The organism is Streptomyces sp. SID8352, assembly GCF_009862265.1.
Lineage (GTDB): Bacteria > Actinomycetota > Actinomycetes > Streptomycetales > Streptomycetaceae > Streptomyces.
The window spans coordinates 25,550-42,207 of record NZ_WWGX01000053.1; the positions used below are offsets into that span (position 1 = coordinate 25,550).

General features: G+C 74.4%; 14 protein-coding genes. 8 read left to right on the plus strand and 6 right to left on the minus strand.

Annotated features, from left to right (window positions below; translation table 11 throughout):
* Window position 1: 1 nt before the first annotated feature.
* Window positions 2-1,525, minus strand: coding sequence for an FAD-dependent monooxygenase (locus tag GTY84_RS18140; RefSeq protein ID WP_345943478.1), 1,524 nt, complete (start codon window positions 1,523-1,525; stop codon window positions 2-4).
* A 229-nt stretch (window positions 1,526-1,754) separates the two neighbouring features.
* Between GTY84_RS18140 and GTY84_RS18145 the strand changes: the two genes are divergently transcribed.
* The gene (locus GTY84_RS18145) at window positions 1,755-2,060 is read left to right on the plus strand and encodes a helix-turn-helix domain-containing protein (protein WP_161227330.1); all 306 of its coding nucleotides are present in this window, start codon (window positions 1,755-1,757) and stop codon (window positions 2,058-2,060) included.
* A 50-nt stretch (window positions 2,061-2,110) separates the two neighbouring features.
* Here the strand turns inward: GTY84_RS18145 and GTY84_RS18150 are convergent, their stop codons facing one another.
* From GTY84_RS18150 to GTY84_RS18170, 5 genes are read right to left on the minus strand one after another with little or no spacing between them, the layout of a single operon-like run.
* Entirely contained in the window at window positions 2,111-3,796 is a 1,686-nt protein-coding gene (locus GTY84_RS18150) for an FAD-binding protein (RefSeq protein ID WP_161227331.1), read from the minus strand.
* A 59-nt stretch (window positions 3,797-3,855) separates the two neighbouring features.
* Window positions 3,856-4,356 carry a cupin domain-containing protein gene (locus tag GTY84_RS18155; protein ID WP_161227332.1) on the minus strand — a complete coding sequence of 167 codons (501 nt, stop codon included), beginning with the start codon at window positions 4,354-4,356 and terminating at the stop codon, window positions 3,856-3,858.
* Complete coding sequence (locus GTY84_RS18160) at window positions 4,353-5,315, minus strand: oxidoreductase (RefSeq protein WP_161227333.1); 963 nt, start codon at window positions 5,313-5,315, stop codon at window positions 4,353-4,355. Before GTY84_RS18160 ends, GTY84_RS18155 begins: the two co-directional genes overlap by 4 nt.
* 55 nt (window positions 5,316-5,370) lie before the next feature.
* Complete coding sequence (locus GTY84_RS18165) at window positions 5,371-6,765, minus strand: aldehyde dehydrogenase family protein (protein WP_161227334.1); 1,395 nt, start codon at window positions 6,763-6,765, stop codon at window positions 5,371-5,373.
* A complete protein-coding gene (locus GTY84_RS18170; RefSeq protein WP_161227335.1) occupies window positions 6,765-7,862 on the minus strand; it encodes a long-chain fatty acid--CoA ligase in 1,098 nt (365 codons plus the stop codon). Before GTY84_RS18170 ends, GTY84_RS18165 begins: the two co-directional genes overlap by 1 nt.
* Before the next feature lie 1,154 nt (window positions 7,863-9,016).
* On the opposite strand from GTY84_RS18170, the gene GTY84_RS18175 reads away from it, so the two are divergent.
* The 7 genes from GTY84_RS18175 to aroC all read left to right on the plus strand — a co-directional run.
* Window positions 9,017-10,192 (plus strand): 3-deoxy-7-phosphoheptulonate synthase, encoded by a 1,176-nt coding sequence (locus GTY84_RS18175; protein WP_161227336.1) that lies wholly within the window; start codon window positions 9,017-9,019, stop codon window positions 10,190-10,192.
* Window positions 10,193-10,284: 92 nt separating this feature from the next.
* A complete protein-coding gene (locus GTY84_RS18180; protein WP_161227337.1) occupies window positions 10,285-11,055 on the plus strand; it encodes a 2,3-dihydro-2,3-dihydroxybenzoate dehydrogenase in 771 nt (256 codons plus the stop codon).
* 19 nt (window positions 11,056-11,074) lie between these two features.
* Window positions 11,075-11,734 (plus strand): isochorismatase family protein, encoded by a 660-nt coding sequence (locus GTY84_RS18185; RefSeq protein ID WP_161227338.1) that lies wholly within the window; start codon window positions 11,075-11,077, stop codon window positions 11,732-11,734.
* Window positions 11,735-11,757: 23 nt separating this feature from the next.
* Window positions 11,758-13,647 (plus strand): anthranilate synthase family protein, encoded by a 1,890-nt coding sequence (locus tag GTY84_RS18190; RefSeq protein WP_161227339.1) that lies wholly within the window; start codon window positions 11,758-11,760, stop codon window positions 13,645-13,647.
* Window positions 13,635-13,979: a hypothetical protein gene (locus GTY84_RS18195; RefSeq protein WP_161227340.1), complete on the plus strand. Its 345-nt coding sequence runs from the start codon at window positions 13,635-13,637 to the stop codon at window positions 13,977-13,979. Before GTY84_RS18190 ends, GTY84_RS18195 begins: the two co-directional genes overlap by 13 nt.
* Before the next feature lie 360 nt (window positions 13,980-14,339).
* Entirely contained in the window at window positions 14,340-15,542 is a 1,203-nt protein-coding gene (locus tag GTY84_RS18200; protein ID WP_161227341.1) for a 3-hydroxybenzoate 6-monooxygenase, read from the plus strand.
* Window positions 15,539-16,658 (plus strand): chorismate synthase (aroC, locus tag GTY84_RS18205; RefSeq protein ID WP_161227342.1); only part of this gene is annotated, 1,120 nt, incomplete at its 3' end. The genes GTY84_RS18200 and aroC, both read left to right, overlap by 4 nt.

Below are 16,658 nucleotides of genomic sequence, written 5' to 3' on the forward strand. Positions count from 1 at the left end.
GTCAGGCCGGAGCACCCAGCCACGCGGTGGCCACCTCGGCGAAGTCCGGGGTGGCGCCGTCCTCGCGCGCGCTCCAGAGCACATAGCCGTCGGGGCGGACCAGGAGCGCCGGGGCCGCCAGGGCGGAGGCCGGCTCCGGTACCGCCTCGACGATCGAGAGCCGGTCCGACCAGGGCTCGGCCGACCGGGCCCAGTGCGCCGCCGCGGCGGTGTGGACCAGCACGGGGCGCCCGTCGTGCAGCAGGGCGGCGAGGCTCGTCAGACCCCGGGCGGTCTTGAGCCGGGCGTCCGGCGCGAAGGCGCCGGCGAGCGGGTCGCCGGGGGCGTGGACGTCGTAGCGGATGGCGGTGCCGCTGATCATGCCGGTGAGCAGGTCGTTCACCTGCGGCAGATGCATCATCTCGCGGAACAGCCCGCGCAGGGAGTCGGTGAGCACCTCGGGGTTCATCAGCGCCACCTGGGCCCGCACGTTGTACAGGACACGGGCCGCCACCGGGCGCCGTTCGCCGTCGTAGCTGTCCAGCAGCCCGGCCGGGGCCCATCCCCTGATCTCGGCGGCGAGCTTCCAGCCGAGGTTCAGCGCGTCCTGGAGGCCGGTGTTGAGCCCCTGGCCGCCCATCGGGAAGTGGGCGTGTGCCGCGTCCCCGGCCACCAGCACCCGGCCGGCCCGGTAGCGCTCGGCCTGGAGGGCGGCATCGCTGAACCGGGTGAGGTCGTGGGGGTCCGCCATCGGCACGGGCCGGCCCGCGATGCGGTCCATCTCCCCCTGGAGCTCCCCGAAGGTCACCGGTGCCCGGCGGTCCCGGGCCGGTCCGCGGAAGTCGTAGGTGCACACCCGGCTGTGCCCGGCCGGGTTCAGCCAGATCAGGGTCCAGCCGCGCGGGGTGCGCTGCCAGCCGGCGGGGGCGCTCCAGGGGTCGAGCAGGCGCACCTCGCCCATCAGGGCCGAGACGGTGGCGGGGGTCCCGGTGAAGGGGATTCCGGCGGTCCGGCGCACGGCGCTGCGCACCCCGTCGCAGCCGACCACCCACCGCGCGGTGACATGGGACCGCGTCCCGTCCGTGCCCAGCAGGTCCACGCGGACGCGGTCCCCCTCGTCCCGGACGCCGGTGCACTCCTGGCCGCGCACGATCCTCGCGCCGAGGGCCAGGGCCCGGTCGGCGAAGACCTGCTCGGCGTACGCCTGCGGGCTGCCGACGATGACGGGGCCCTCTCCGCTCACCTCCGCGAGGTCGAGGTCGAACATCCCGGCGAAGTGGAAGGGGACGCTGTCCCGGCCGCCGCGGGCGGGGCGGGGCTGCACGGCCTCGCGCAACCCCCGGCGGTGCAGGCTCTCCACGGTGCGCGCGTGCAGGGTCCCGGCCTTCGACACCCCGGAGGGCACCGGGAGCTTCTCGACGACCAGGGGCGGTACGCCCTGGAGGGCCAGTTCGTGGGCGAGCAGCATCCCGACGGGGCCGCCTCCCACGATCACCACGTCGTGGGTGACCGGCTCGTCCGCGGAGGCGGCTGAGGGTTGGTTCACTGCGCTTTCCTCACCTTCGTGACCTGGGCGGTCCGTGCCGAACGGGGTGGGTGCGGGCGGATGGCCGCCCGCACCCACTCTGATCGCCGGGTGTCGGCCGGGGGATTCACCGCACCCGGACGGCTGGGGCCCGCCGGAGCCTTGCTACGTACATACTCGTACCATCGTAGATGCGTGGATCGCAAGGCGGGCCGGGCCACGATCCGCGTATGTTCGTACTATGGCTGCCATGGCACTCCGTCACCCGAAAGCCGAAGAGATCCGACTCGAGGACGTCCTCACCGCCCTGAGCAACCCGACGCGCCTCAAGGTCGTGCGCACCCTCGCCGAGGCCGGCCCGACGCCGTGCGGCAGCCTCCTGGAAGGCGTCCCCAAGTCCACCCTCACCCACCACTGGCGGGTGCTGCGGGAGGGCGGGCTCATCTGGCAGGAGGCCGTGGGCCGGGAGTACACCCTGACGCTGCGCCGCGACGACCTGGAGCGGCGCTTCCCCGGACTGCTGCCGAGCGTGCTGCGGGCCGCCGGGACCCGGTAGCCGCCGGGCGCCCCGGGTCCGGGCGGACCCGGACCCGGGGCCGCGGGGCGTCAGGGCAGCCGGACCGACTGGCCGTGCCGGAAGAAGTCGGTCGGGTCCCAGTGCGCCTTGGTCCGCTGGAGGCGCGGGTAGTTGCCGCCCCAGTAGAGGTCGTGCCAGGGCACCGGGGAGGAGTTGTACTGGGCGTCGCTCAGGTCGATGTCGCAGTAGTTCACGAAGCAGCCCGAGGTCTGCCGGTCGGGGGCCGGAACGCCGCCCTTGTCCGCGTACGTCTCCCGGTACAGGCCCCGCAGCCACGCCAGGTTGGCCGCGTCGTCCTCCGTCTCCGTCCAGTTGGCCTGGTACAGCACCTTGAAGGCGGAGTCGCGGTGCACCTGCGCGGTGTCCCCCGGCGCCAGGGCGTTGACCTGCGCGCCGTAGGAGCTGACCACGACCTGGGCCATCGGGTTGTCGAGCTGGGTCGAGCGCAGGTGCTGGTAGAGGGTGGATATCTGGGCCGCAGTGAAGCCCCGCCGGTGGTAGGCGGACTTCTGGTCGCCGCGCAGCAGCGGGTTGGTCATCACCTGGTTGCTCGTGCCGAGGTAGTGCGTGGCCTTCAGCCAGCTCCAGCGGCGCGGCACGAAGAAGTTGGCGAGCGGCCCGTGCTCGCTGGAGTTCTCCGAGGGCCGGGTGGGCGCGATGCGCACGCCCCGGGTGATGTGGTCCAGGCAGTCCTGGAGCACCGCCTCGGCGTTCGGGGTGTCCCCCGTGACCTGGGTGAGCAGCCCTATCTCACCGGCGGACACGTGGTTGAGGTTGAGCAGGGTGACCAGGCCGGCCGTGGTGCCGCCGGGTGCCGACTGGGCCTCGTGCCAGGTGCCGAAGTTGCGCACCAGCGTGGTGAAGTCCGCCTTGGTCAGCTTGGCCCACGGCCAGGACAGGGCGCTGACCAGGACCTCGGCCGGCGGCTTCGGCAGCAGGGCGGAGGGGTCGGTGCCCGCGGCGCCGGGCGAGCGGAACCAGTAGCGGGTGACGATCCCGAAGGTTCCGCCGCCGCCCCCGGTGTGCGCCCACCACAGGTCGTGCAGGGGGCCCGTGTCGTCGCGGGTGGCGACCACGGCGCGGGCGTTCCCGGCCGCGTCGACCGTCACGACCTCGACCGCGTACAGGTGGTCCACGATCAGGCCGTCGCGGCGGCAGAGGAGTCCCCAGCCGCCTCCGGCGACATGGCCGCCCGCCCCCACCGAGTAGCACATGCCGCCCGGCACGGTCACGCCCCAGCCGCGGAACAGCCGGTCGTAGACGTCGCCGAGGGTCGCGCCCGGCTCGACCGCGAAGGCGTTCCGGTCCGGGTCGAAGTAGACGGCGTTCATCTCCGACATGTCGACGACGACCTCGACGTCGGCGTTGTAGACGAACTCCTCGTAACAATGGCCGCCGCTGCGCACCGTCACCCGTCTGCGGGACGCCGCGGCCTCCGCGACGATCCGGACGACCTGCTCGGTGGTGGAGACCAGGTGGATGCGGTCCGGGGAGGACGTCCAGCGCTGGTTCAGCCCGGCCCGGAGGTCCCCGTAGCGGGGGTCGCCGGGCACCACGGCGGCCGCGACGACGGGGTCGGCCGCCGCCGCCGCTCCCGCCGCGCCGCCGGGGGCGGCCAGGGCGGGCTGGGCGTGGCCGAGGGCGGTGACGCCGGCCACGCCCCCCGCGGCGGCGAGGAGGGAGCGGCGGGTGGGTTGCTTACCGGTACGTGACAAGGGAACTCCTCGATGGTGGGTGGGGTCGGCGGTGCGCGGCGCCGTGGCGGCGCCGCGCATCACTCCAGGTACTCGTCGCCGAACTCGGGGCCCACCTCGTAGCCGTAGGCCACGTCCTTGAGGCGCTGCTCCTCCGAGGGCGGCGGGGTGTCGTCGTCCGCCGGGACCCCGACGTTCAGGAAGAACCTCTCCTTGCCCCCGGGGAGGGTCAGGAAGAGCATCTTCGCGGGCTCCGACGAGATGTTCTTGAAGGCGTGCTCCGTGCCCCGGGGCACGTAGACGAAGGTGCCGGCGGGCGCCTCGTGCTTCCCGTGGCGGTCCCGGAACTCGACGGTGCCCTCCAGGACGTAGAAGGCCTCCTCCTCCCAGTGGTGGATGTGCAGCGGCGGACCGCCGCCCTCCGGCACCAGGGCCTCGATGAGGAAGAGGGACTTGCCGGTGTTGTGCTCACCGGACTTGACCGTGTACCGGTCGCCGAAGGCCCACCGGCTCGGCCCCTCGCCGGGCGGGACGATGACGACCTCGTTGCGGTTCTGGCCCGCGAAGAATCCGAGACTCATCGCTCCCCGCCCCCGTACAGCGCGTCCAGCTCCTTGACGTCGGTCTCCGACAGCCGCAGGGCCGCCGCCGCGACGTTCTCCTCCAGGTGCCCCGGACTGGAGGTGCCGGGGATGCAGCAGATGTTCGGGGAGTGCTGGAGCAGCCAGGCGAGGGCCACCTGGTAGGGGGTGGCCTCCAGCCGCTCGGCCACGGCGTGGATGACCCGGGCGTCCAGCGGGACCTGCTGGGGCACCTTGGTGTCGGTCGAGGTGTCCTTCTCGTGCTGGAGGGTGAAGGTGCCCAGCGGGAAGAAGGGCATGAAGGCGATCCCCGCCTCGGCGCAGGTGCGCACGAGGTCCTCGTGGAGGCGGCGCACCACGTTGTACTCGTTCTGCACGCAGACGACCGGGGCGATCTCCCGGGCCTCGGCCAGTTGCGCGGCGGTCACGTTGCTGACCCCGAGGTGCCGGATCAGCCCCTGCTCCCGCAGTTCGGCCAGCGCGCCGAAGGGTTCGGCGATCGAGTCCTCCGGGCCCAGGCCGCCGGCCTCCTCGACGATCCGGAGGTTGACCACGTCGAGGTGGTCGCGGCCCAGGCCGCGCAGGTTGTCGTACACCGCGCGGCGGAGCTGCTCCGGCTTCAGGGCCGCCGGCCACGCCTGGTCCGGGGTGCGGAAGGCGCCCACCTTGGTGATGATCACCAGATCGTCGTCGTAGGGGTGGAGCGCCTCGCGGATCACCTCGTTGGCGACGTACGGGCCGTAGTAGTCGCTGGTGTCGATGTGGTTGACGCCCAGCTCCACCGCGCGGCGGACCACCGAGACCGCCCGCGCCCGGTCCTTCGGCGGGCCCCAGACCCCCGGTCCGGGGAGCTGCATGGCGCCGAACCCCATGCGGCGGACGACGAGTTCACCGGCCAGGGCGTACTCCCCGGCCGCGCCCGCGGGGACGGCTCCGGCATGTGTGTCGGTGATGGACATGAATCTGCTCCTCTGGGTGTGACGGGGATGTCGGCTGGGGGCCGGGGGCCACCGGTCAGCCGCGGATGACGGTCTTGCTGCGCATCAGGAACTCGCCGAGGTAGCCGTCGTGCGGGACGCTGCGGTCCATCCAGTGGGTGGGGTGGTCGCCGACGTACACGTTGGCGATGGTCCGGTCGGCGACCAGGGCGTCGATCAGCTCGCCGTCGGCCGGTTCGGCGTCGTCGGCCAGCACGCCGACGACCAGCGAACCGCCGAGGGCGGCGGCCCCGTCGGCGCGGCTCCAGGGCACCACCCACACGCAGGGGAAGGGCAGTTCGGCGGTGTGCCAGCCGCCCCGGAGGTCGGGCGCCTCGAAGACCGCGGGGCGCAGCACCGCGCCGCCGTCCGGCAGTTCCTCCACGACGCCGTCGCCGCCGAGGTGGGCGACGGTGCCCCGGGCGCGCTCCCGCAGGTGCCGGTCGAGGGCCCGGGCCCGGTCGAGAGGCTGGACGGGCAGCCCGGCCTTCTCGTCCTCGGCCGGCAGGCTGGGCAGCGCGCCCAGGCGTTCGGCGAGTGCGGCGGCCACCGGCGCGGGGTCGCCCTCGACGAGGACGGCGGAGGCGTTGACGCACTTCATCCCGCCGTGGTGGGCGACGGAGTCCACCAGCGTGTCCAGGTGGGCCCGCCAGTCCGCCCCGGCCGTGACCAGGATCTTCGTCCGGCCCGGCCCCTGGACCAGCACACCCGGGTCGGCGGCGTACCTGCGGACGACGTCGTCGCCGCCGTACACCAGCGCCAGGTCGGCTCCGCCGAGCAGTTCCCCGGCCACGTCGTGGTCGGTGGGCAGCAGCACCACGTGGTCGTCGCCGAAGCCGGCCGCGCGCAGCGCCGCGACCAGGCGGTGCGGGGTGAACGGCTCCCGGCGGGAGGGCCGGACGGCCACCCGGAAGCCGAGGGCGAGGGCCTCCAGCCACAGGGCGTGCGGGGCCGGGTGGTTGCCCGCCGCGTTCACGGCGAGCACCTCGCCGCGCCGCGTCCACACCGCGCTGCCGGTGCGGGTGCGCCCGTCCCGCCAGTCCAGCACGGCGCCGCCGGGCAGCGCGCCGTAGGCGCCGACCAGGGCGCGGCGCGCCGAGTCCGCGATCTCGTCGGCGGCCGAGCGCACGGCGGCCAGCGGGATGCCGGAGACACGGGAGACGGTGCGCTCGTACGCGTCGTAGCCGAGCCCGTGGACCTCGTCCTCGCGGAAGACGCGGGCCGCGCGGGCGAGGGCGGCCAGCCGCCGCTCCCTGGGCAGCGGTTCCGCCCGGTGCAGGGCGCCGAGTGCCCGGCTGACGAACAGCCGCGGCACCAGGCTGAGTTCGGCGACGGCGCTCCCGGCGGTGTCGGTGACGGTCTCGCGGTGACGGGCGCGGTAGGGGCCGCCGGGGCCCAGCGCGTCCAGCGTGTACGGCTCGGGGGCGGCCATCAGTAGACCCCCTCGATGACCTTCTCGTCGTCGAACTCGCGCACCGGGGCGATGTCCGCGACGGCGTCGCCGACGTGGCCCGGCAGCGCCCGGATGCGGGTGGCGACGTCCCGCTCCACGTTGTTGGGCAGGAACAGGCTCTTGCCGACGTAGTGCATGACCACGCGTCCGCGCTCGCCGTAGCCGACCGGCCGGCGCTTCTCCAGGTCGACCACGTTGTACGTCATGTACGGCGAGAAGGGGTCGTAGACGCAGGGGTCGTCGTCGCCCAGTCCCGGGCGCTCGGTGACGTGCCCGAGGGTCATGGTGTTGCCGAAGCCGCTGCACAGGACCGTGTCGGGGAACAGTTCGGTGCGGTAGAGGTGCCGGGTGTCGGGGTCGAGCTGGGTGCCGACCCACATGATGGCCCGGACCTTCTCGCGCACCAGGTCGACGAGTTCGTCGCGGCGGCACAGGCGCTCCAGCACCGGCGGGGTCAGCATCAGGACGCCGATGTCCTGGGACCGGAGCGGGTGCTGGAGCTGGTCGATGAGGTGCTCGGTGTAGCGGTCGGACTCGGCCTGGTCGCCCCGGGCGATGATCTTCTTCACCCATCGCGGGTCGACGTCGACGGAGAAGGAGAGTCCGCCGCGCCGGGCCACCAGCTGCTGGAAGGAGGCGCCGACCATGTGCGGGCCGGACGGGATGGCGAGCAGCCAGTTGGCGGCGCGGGGCACGCCGTGCGCGTCGAGCTGGGCGTCGCTGTGCGCGAGCAGCATGTCCAGCCACTCCTGGAGCATCACGACGCGCTTGGGCGCGCCGGTGGTGCCGCCGCTGTCGAAGACGCCGACGATGCCGGGGCGCTCGCCGTAGCCGCGCGGGATCAGGTCCTCGGCGCGCACCTCCCGCAGCTCGTTGGCGAAGTTCGGGAAGAGCCTCAGGTCGTCGAAGGTCCGGACGTCCTCGACCGGGTCGAAGTCCAGCCGTCCGACGCGGTCGAGCCAGAACGGCGTTCCGGTCTCTTTCGAGAAGTGCCAGCGGATCGCGGCGCGGAGGAACTCGCCGGGGTCGGGCGCGGTGCCGTAGGGCAGTTCGAGAAGGGGGTCTGCTGCGGACATCGGAGAGCTTCCTTTCGGCCAGGTCCGATGGGGGCCGGTGGCGGCCCCGGAGGGATCGGTCGGTCTGCGGCGCCCCGGCGGCCGGCCGGTGGTCCGCCGGTCCGGTCGCGGGCGCGGGCCCGGGGGCGGGCGGTCCGCCGTCGTGCGGTTCAGCCGTCGGCGCGGCGGCGGGGCCGTGCGGGCCGGTGCGGGACGCGGTGGCACGGCACGGGGTGCGGCGCCGGGTGCCCGCACACGGGGGCGCGGTGCCGCGGTGAGGTCGGGGCGGGGTGCCGGGCGGGGTGCCCGGGGGCGGTGCGGACGGCGGGGGTGGCGCGGTGGGCGGTTGCCGCCGGGCCGCCGTTCGCGGGCGGGCCGTACGCCGGTGTGCGGCCCGCGGGTGCGCCGGTCTCGGGGGCGTGGGCTCCGGGGGCGTGGGCCGCTCGGAGCCCGGGGGCGCCGGGGCCCGGTGCGCGGGACCCGGAGGTGCCGGGCTGTGCGTCGGTCGCCGCCGTCCCCGTCCCCGGGACCGGCCGGACGGCCACCGCGGTCACGACGTCGTCGTCGGTCGCGTGGTGCGCGGCGGTGCCGGGGAGGAGGGTGGTCATCGCGGAACGCTCCTGCTCTGCGGGGCGGGTGGCGGTTCGGACGGGGAAATTCTTGGCACAGGGGCGGGCGGCGCCGCACGGAGCGGCCGCGAACTCTGTCACGCGCCGCGGAATCCGTCACATGTGGCGGGCCAACATGACGGAGTCGCCGCCCGCGGGGGCGATCCGGACCCTCTCCCTCCCCCTCCCCGGGCGGTGCGCACCGGTCTCCCCGGGCGGGCCGGGGAGCGCGCCGACCGCGCCCGGCCGGGCTCCGGAGGACTCCGGAACGGCCTCAAGCGGCCCCGACGGCAGGCGAGTTGACGGACTACGCCCCGACCCGACGGACTGACCGCCATCGCGACGGACTACACGGCGGGGCGTTGCCGCCCGGCGCGCCCCCCTCCAACGTGGTGCTCGCCCCACCGGGCCCGGATGCGAGCCCACTGGAGGACGCACGACGGGATGCCCGTGACCGCAGTCCCTCGGGGCCCACCCCCGCCGGCTCGCACACGCCCGTGCTCACTCATCCATGGCCACGCCCGCCTTCAGCCGGAGCCACTCCGGCACGCCCGCCTAGGGAATCCGATGACCGAGATTGAGTCCCACCTCCGCTCCCTGCCCGCCCTCCAACAACCCGACTGGGCCCACCACCCCCGGCTGGACACGGCCCGCGCCCATCTGCGGCGCATGCCCGCCCTGGTGGACATCGAGGCCGTACGCCGCCTGCGGACCCTGCTGGCCGAGGCCGCCGCCGGGCACCTCCAGATCATCCAGGCCGGCGACTGCGCCGAGGACCCGGCCGAGGCCACCCCCGCCGACGTCGCCCGCAAGACCGCGCTGCTCGACGTGCTCGCCGGGACGATGAAGCTCGCCGCCGGGAAGCCGGTGCTGCGGGTGGGCCGCCTCGCCGGGCAGTACGGCAAGCCCCGGTCGAACCCGACCGAGACCGTGAACGGCGTCGAACTCCCCGTCTACCGGGGGCACCTGGTCAACCGTCCCGAGCCCGACGGCGGACTGCGCAGCCCCGACCCCGACCACCTGCTCTCGGGCTACCGCGCCGCCAGCGACACCATGCACTACCTGGGCTGGCGGGGCACCGCGGGCCACCGCGCGGAGTTCGGCGTCCCGGTGTGGACCAGCCACGAGGCGCTGCTCCTCGACTACGAACTGCCCCTGCTGCGCCGCGAACCCGACGGCTCCCTGCTGCTGGCCTCCACCCACTGGCCCTGGGTCGGCGAGCGCACCCGGCAGCCGGACGGCGCCCACATCGCCCTGCTCGCCGCGGTCGCCAACCCGGTGGCCGTGAAGGTCGGGCCGGGCATGACCCCCGAGGAACTGCTCGGCCTGTGCGAGCGCCTGGACCCCGAGCGCAGCCCCGGACGGCTCACCCTGATCTCCCGGATGGGCGCCGACAACGCCGCGCGCAGACTGCCCGCCCTGGTGGAGGCCGTGACCGCGGCCGGACATCCCGTGCTGTGGCTGTCGGACCCGATGCACGGCAACACCGTCTCGGGACCGGAGGGCCTCAAGACCCGCCTGGTCGAGACGGTGGTCTGCGAGATCCAGGCGTTCCGGGACGCGGTGGAGGCCGGCGGCGGCGTCGCGGCGGGCCTGCACCTGGAGACGACCCCCGAGGCGGTCACCGAGTGCGTCTCGGCGGCGGTCGAGCTGGAGCGCATCGGCGACAAGTACCTGAGCTTCTGCGATCCGCGGCTCAACCCCCAGCAGGCCGTGGAGGTCGCCTCGGCCTGGGGCAACTGACCGCGTCCGCGCAGCACCGACCCGTTCGCCCCTCGCACCGCATCACCCGACGCGTGTCGGCACAAGGCCGACGGCACAAGGAGGTTGGAGACGTGCAAGGAACACTCGCCCTGGTCACCGGAGCGGCCGGCGGCATCGGAGAGGCCGTGGCCCGGCTGCTCGCCGAGCGCGGAGCACGCGTGGCGGCCGTGGACCTGGACCCCGTCCGGATCGCGGCCACCGCCGCGAAGCTGCGCGCGGACGGTCTGGAGGTGACCGGCCTCGCCGCCGACGTCACCTCCAGCGCCGACGTGGAGAGACTCGTCGACGAGGTCGAGACCCGGCTGGGACCGGTGCGGCACCTGGTGAACACCGCCGGCGTGCTGCGCCTGGGCCGCGCCTGCTCCCTGACCGACCAGGACTGGAACGCCACCTTCGCGGTGAACGCCACCGGCGTCTTCCACGTCTCGCGGGCCGTGGTCAACCGCATGCTCACCCGGGGCGCCGGCGCGATCGTGACCGTCGCCTCCAACGCGGCGGGCACGGCCCGCGCGGACATGGCGGCCTACGCCGCGTCCAAGGCCGCCGCGACGGCCTTCACCAAGTGCCTGGGCCTGGAGGTGGCCGACCGCGGCATCCGCTGCAACGTCGTCGCGCCCGGGTCCACCGACACCCCGATGCTGCACGGGATGCACACCGGTGACACCGCGGCCAAGGCGTCCATCGCCGGCAGCCCGGAGAAGTACCGGGTCGGCATACCGCTGGGCAAGGTCGCCCGCCCCGAGGACATCGCCCGCACCGTCGCCTTCCTGCTCTCGGACGACGCCGGGCACATCACGATGCACGAGCTCACCGTGGACGGCGGGGCCACCCTCGGTGTCTGAGAACGGAAGGAATCGCCCCATGCCCGGTATCCCCCCGGTGGAGCCCTATCCTCCGCCCACCGCGGACCAGCTCCCCGAGAACACCGTGGACTGGCGGCTCTCGCCCCGGCGCGCGGTGCTGCTGCTCCACGACATGCAGGAGTACTTCCTGCGCCCCTTCCCCCGCACCACCGCCCTCGGCCGGGCCCTGGTGGACAACACGGCGCGGCTGCGGGACCGGGCCAGGGCGCTGGGCATCCCCGTCGCCTACACCGCCCAGCCCGGCAGCATGACGCCGGAACAGCGCGGGCTCCTCAAGGACTTCTGGGGCCCGGGGATGAGGGCCAGCCCCGAGCACCGCCGGGTGGTCGCCCCACTGGAGCCGGAGGACGGCGACTGGGTGTTCACCAAGTGGCGCTACAGCGCCTTCCACCGCACGGACCTGCTCGACCGGATGCGCGCCCGGGGCCGCGACCAGCTCGTCGTCTGCGGGGTGTACGCGCACGTGGGCGTCCTGATGACGGCGGTGGAGGCGTACTCCAACGATGTCCAGCCCTTCCTGGTGGGCGACGCCGTGGCGGACTTCTCCGCCGACTACCACCGGCTGGCGCTCACCTACGCCGCCGAGCGGGCCGCCAGGGTCCTGACCACCGGGGCGGCCCTGCACGAACTCGACACCGCGACCGTGGCGGCGCGCTAACGCGCCCAGGCGAAGGGATTCCCATGACCAGGCAGGACGGTGCGTCCGGGTTACTGGCACGCATCCTGGACGGCACGGCCGGGGCGTTCGCGCTGCTGCACCGCCCGGAGGCGGCGGGGGACGACACCCTGGAGGCACTGGCCGGAGACATGACCCGGGTCGGCACCCTCGCCGACCTCCGGCTCGACGCGGCGCGGCAGGCCGCGGGCCACGAACTGCTGGTGCTCATCCCCTACCGGCAACTGGCCGAACGGGGCTTCGCCGCCCCGGACGACGGCAGTCCGCTGCTGGCGATGCGGGTGCGCGAGCAGTACGCGGTCCCGCTGCGCGACAGCCTCGCGCTGCTGCCCGACCACCCCGTGAAGGTGACCGGGGGCCACTTCGACGTCGGCGACGACGAGTACGCCGAGACCGTGCGCCGGGTCGTCGCCGACGAGATCGGCACCGGCGAGGGCGCCAACTTCGTCATCAAGCGGTCCTTCACCGCCCAGTTGCCGGACTTCGACGCGCGGGCCGCGCTGTCGTTCTTCCGCCGTCTCGTCGAGCGCGAGGCGGGCGCGTACTGGACCTTCCTCATCCACACCGGCGAGCGGACCTTCGTCGGGGCGACTCCCGAGCGCCACATCAGCCTCCGGGGCGACCGGGCGGTGATGAACCCGATCAGCGGCACCTACCGCTACCCCGAGTCCGGCCCCGACCTGGACGGCGTCCTCTCCTTCCTCTCCGACACCAAGGAGACCGACGAGCTGTACATGGTCGTCGACGAGGAGCTGAAGATGATGGGCCGGATCTGCCCCGGGGGCGGACGCGTGGTGGGCCCCTACCTCAAGGAGATGGCCCGGCTCGCCCACACCGAGTACTTCATCGAGGGCCGCACCGGGCGCGACGTGCGCGACATCCTGCGCGAGACGCTCTTCGCGCCCACGGTGACCGGCTCCCCACTGGAGAGCGCCGCCCGCGTCATCGCCCGCCACGAGCCGACGGGCCGCGGCTACTACAGCGGCGTGGCCGCGCTGATCGGACGGGACGCGGCCGGCGGGCGCACCCTGGACTCGTCGATCCTGATCCGCACCGCCGACATCGACACCGCCGGGGTGATGCGGATCGGGGTGGGCGCCACGCTGGTGCGCCACTCCGACCCGGCCTCGGAGGTGCAGGAGACCCGCGCCAAGGCCGCCGGGCTGCTGGCGGCACTCGGCGGGAGCGAGCCCACCCGGTTCGGCGCGCACCCGGCGGTGCGCGAGGCGCTGGACTCGCGCAACGAGGGCATCGCGCGGTTCTGGCTGCGGGAGGCCGACGACACGGTCCGGACCGCCGGTCCACTGGCGGGGCGGCGGCTCCTGGTGATCGACGCCGAGGACACCTTCACCGAGATGATCGCCCACCAGATCCGGTCGCTGGGCTGCGAGGTGGAGGTGCGCCGCTTCGACGAGCCGTACGACCTGGACGCGTACGACCTCGTGGTCATGGGTCCGGGGCCGGGCGACCCGCGGGAGACGGCCCATCCGAAGATCGCCCATCTGCGGTCCGCGGTGGCCCAGTTGCTGGAGGAGCGCAGGCCCTTCCTCGCCGTCTGCCTGAGCCACCAGGTGCTGAGCACCCTGCTCGGCCTGGAGATGGTGCGCCGCCCCGTGCCCAACCAGGGCGCCCAGCACGAGATCGACCTGTTCGGCCGGAAGGCGCGGGTCGGCTTCTACAACACCTTCGCCGCCCGGTGGGACGGGGACTTCCTCGATCATCCCGAGTACGGCACGGTCGAGGTGAGCCGGGACCCGCTGACGGGCGAGGTGCACGCGCTGCGGGCGGGTGCCTTCGCCTCGATGCAGTTCCACGCCGAGTCCGTGCTGACCGTGGACGGGCCGGGCATCATCGGCTCGCTGCTCCGGGGGGTGGCCCTCGCGTGCACGCGGTGATCGTGTGGTGGGACCTGTCCGGCTCCCGGCAGACCGTCGGGTCCCTGCGGAAGTTCCTGCGCGACGAGGCGGTGCCCCGCTTCTCGGGGATCGAGGGGCTGCGGCTGAAGTTCTGGATCTCCGACGCCGCCACCGACCGGTGGGGAGCCGTCCTGCTCTGGGAGTCGCGGGAGGCGGCGGAGGCCGCCGTGCTGCCCGACCTGGCCGCCCCGCTGATCGGCGGCCCGCCGGCCGAGCGGCACGCCTTCGACGTGGAGGCCACCGTGGAGGGCGCCTTCGCCCTGGCCGCGCTGGCCGGGCGCGGCCTGGCCCTGGAGCCGGACGGCGCCTGAACCCGCCGGGGCGGGGCCGTACCGGCCGGGGCGGGGCCCCACGCGCGGGTCCGGGACGCGGGGCCCCGCGTGCGGCTCCCTGCGTGCGGGACTCCGGGCGGCCCCCGGACGCGGTGCCGGGTCCCCACCCGGCACCGCCGGGGACCCGCCGCGCCCCGCCCCGGCACCGGCCGCCGCCCCCTCACCCCCGGCCGGGCGCCCGCGTCCGCACCGTCCCGACCCGGCTCCCGGCTCCCGGCTCCCGGCTCCCGAACGAGCACGCACGAGCACTCGGCACTCGGCACTGGCACTGGCACTGGCACTGGCACCGCACTGGCACATCGGCCCAACCCTGTTGACTCAGAAGGGACTTGATGGAACATGGCACACATAGTGGTCGCCGGAGGCGGCATCGGCGGACTCGCCACGGCACTGTCGCTGGCCCGGCACGGACACCGCGTCACCGTGCTGGAGCGCAGCGACACCTTCGCGGAGATCGGCGCCGGCATCCAGCTCGGCCCCAACGCCTTCCACGCCATGGACCGACTCGGGGTCGGCGAGAGCGTGCGCAGCCAGGCCGTGTACATCGACGAGTTGCGGTTCATGGACGGGGTCACCGGCGAGCGGGTCGCCGCCATGGAACTGACCGGGGCCTACCGGAAGCGGTTCGGCAACCCGTACGCCGTGGTGCACCGCGGCGACCTGTACCTGGCCCTGCTCACCGCCTGCCAGGAGCTGGACGCCGTCGAACTCGTCGCCGGGGCCGCGGTGACGGGTCACGAGCAGGGCGACGGGGAGGTGCGGGTGCGGACCGCCGACGGGCGGACCGTGCGCGGCGCGGCGCTGATCGGCGCGGACGGCATCCGCTCCACCGTGCGCGCGTCGATGCTGGGCGACGGCGAGCCCCGGGTGTCGGGGCACACCATCTACCGCTCGGTCATCCCGATCGAGAAGGTCCCGGAGCCGCTGCGCTGGAACTCGGTCACCCTCTGGGCCGGGCCGAAGTGGCACTTCGTGCACTACATCATCGGCGGCGGCAAGTACCTCAACCTCGCGGTGACCCGCGACGACGGCGCGAGCGTGCCGGTGGCCGGACGGGAGACCGACCCCGCGCACGTCCTCGGGCAGTTCCCCGGCGTCGGCGCCACCGCCCGCGAACTCCTCGAACTGGGCGAGGGCTGGCGCGAATGGGTGCTCTGCGACCGCGACCCGGTCCGGAACTGGACCGACGGACGGGTCGCCCTGCTCGGCGACGCGGCCCACCCGATGCTCCAGTACGCGGCCCAGGGCGCCTGCCAGGCGCTGGAGGACGCCGTGGTCCTCGGCGACCTGCTGGACGGCATGGGCGAGGACGACGTCGTCCAGCGCCTGGAGAAGTTCAACGCGGTGCGCCAGGAGCGCGCGGGCCGCACCCAGCTGATCGCGCGCCGCATGGGCAGCGAGCTGTACCACCCGGCGGGCGAGCGGGCGCGGGCCCGCAACGCCATGCTCTCCGCGCTGACCCAGGAGGAGATGTACGACACGGTGTCCTGGCTCCACGGCGACCGGGGCTTCACCGACAGCGGTCTCGGCAGGCTCCGGTGAGCAGACTGCGCTGGCTGACCGCCGGGGAGTCCCACGGCCCCGCACTGGTCGCGACGCTGGAGGGGCTGCCCGCCGGGGTCCCGGTCACCACCGGGGACGTCGCGGACCACCTCGCGCGCCGGCGGCTCGGCCACGGCCGGGGCGCGCGGATGGGGCTGGAGCGGGACGAGGTGTCCTTCCTCGGCGGGGTGCGGCACGGGCTGACCCTGGGCTCGCCGGTGGCGGTCCTGATCGGCAACACCGAGTGGCCGAAATGGGAGCGGGTGATGGCACCCGGCCCGGTGGACCCCGGGGTGCTGGCGGGAGTGGCCCGCAACGCCCCGCTCACCCGGCCCCGCCCCGGCCACGCCGACCTCGCCGGGATGCAGAAGTACGGCTTCGACGAGGCCCGTCCGGTGCTGGAGCGCGCCTCGGCGCGGGAGACGGCGGCACGGGTGGCCCTCGGCGCGGTGGCCCGCTCGTACCTGCGGGAGACCGCGGGCGTCGAGATCGTCAGCCATGTGGTCGAGCTGGCCGCCGCGGCGGCGCCCCCCGGTGTCCGTCCGGTCCCGGCCGACGTGGCGCGGCTGGACGCCGATCCGGTGCGCTGCCTGGACCCGGACGCGTCGGGGGCGATGGTCGAGGAGATCGACCGGGCCCACAAGGACGGCGACACCCTGGGCGGTGTGGTCGAGGTGCTGGCCTACGGGCTCCCGGTGGGCCTGGGCTCGCACGTGCACTGGGACCGGCGGCTGGACTCCCGGCTGGCGGGTGCGCTGATGGGCATTCAGGCGATCAAGGGAGTGGAGGTCGGCGACGGCTTCGGGCTGGCCCGGGTGCCCGGGTCCGAGGCACACGACGAGATCGTGCCGGGGCCGGAGGGCATCGGCCGGGCGACGGCCCGCGCGGGCGGCGTCGAGGGCGGCCTGTCCACCGGCGAACCGCTCCGGGTGCGGGCCGCGATGAAGCCCATCGCGACCGTGCCGCGCGCCCTGCGGACGGTGGACGTGGCGACGGGCGAGCCGGCGCAGGCGCATCACCAGCGCTCCGACGTGTGCGCGGTCCCGGCGGCGGGCATCGTCGCGGAGGCGATGGTGGCGCTGGTCCTGGCGGACGCGGTGGCGGAGAAGTTCGGCG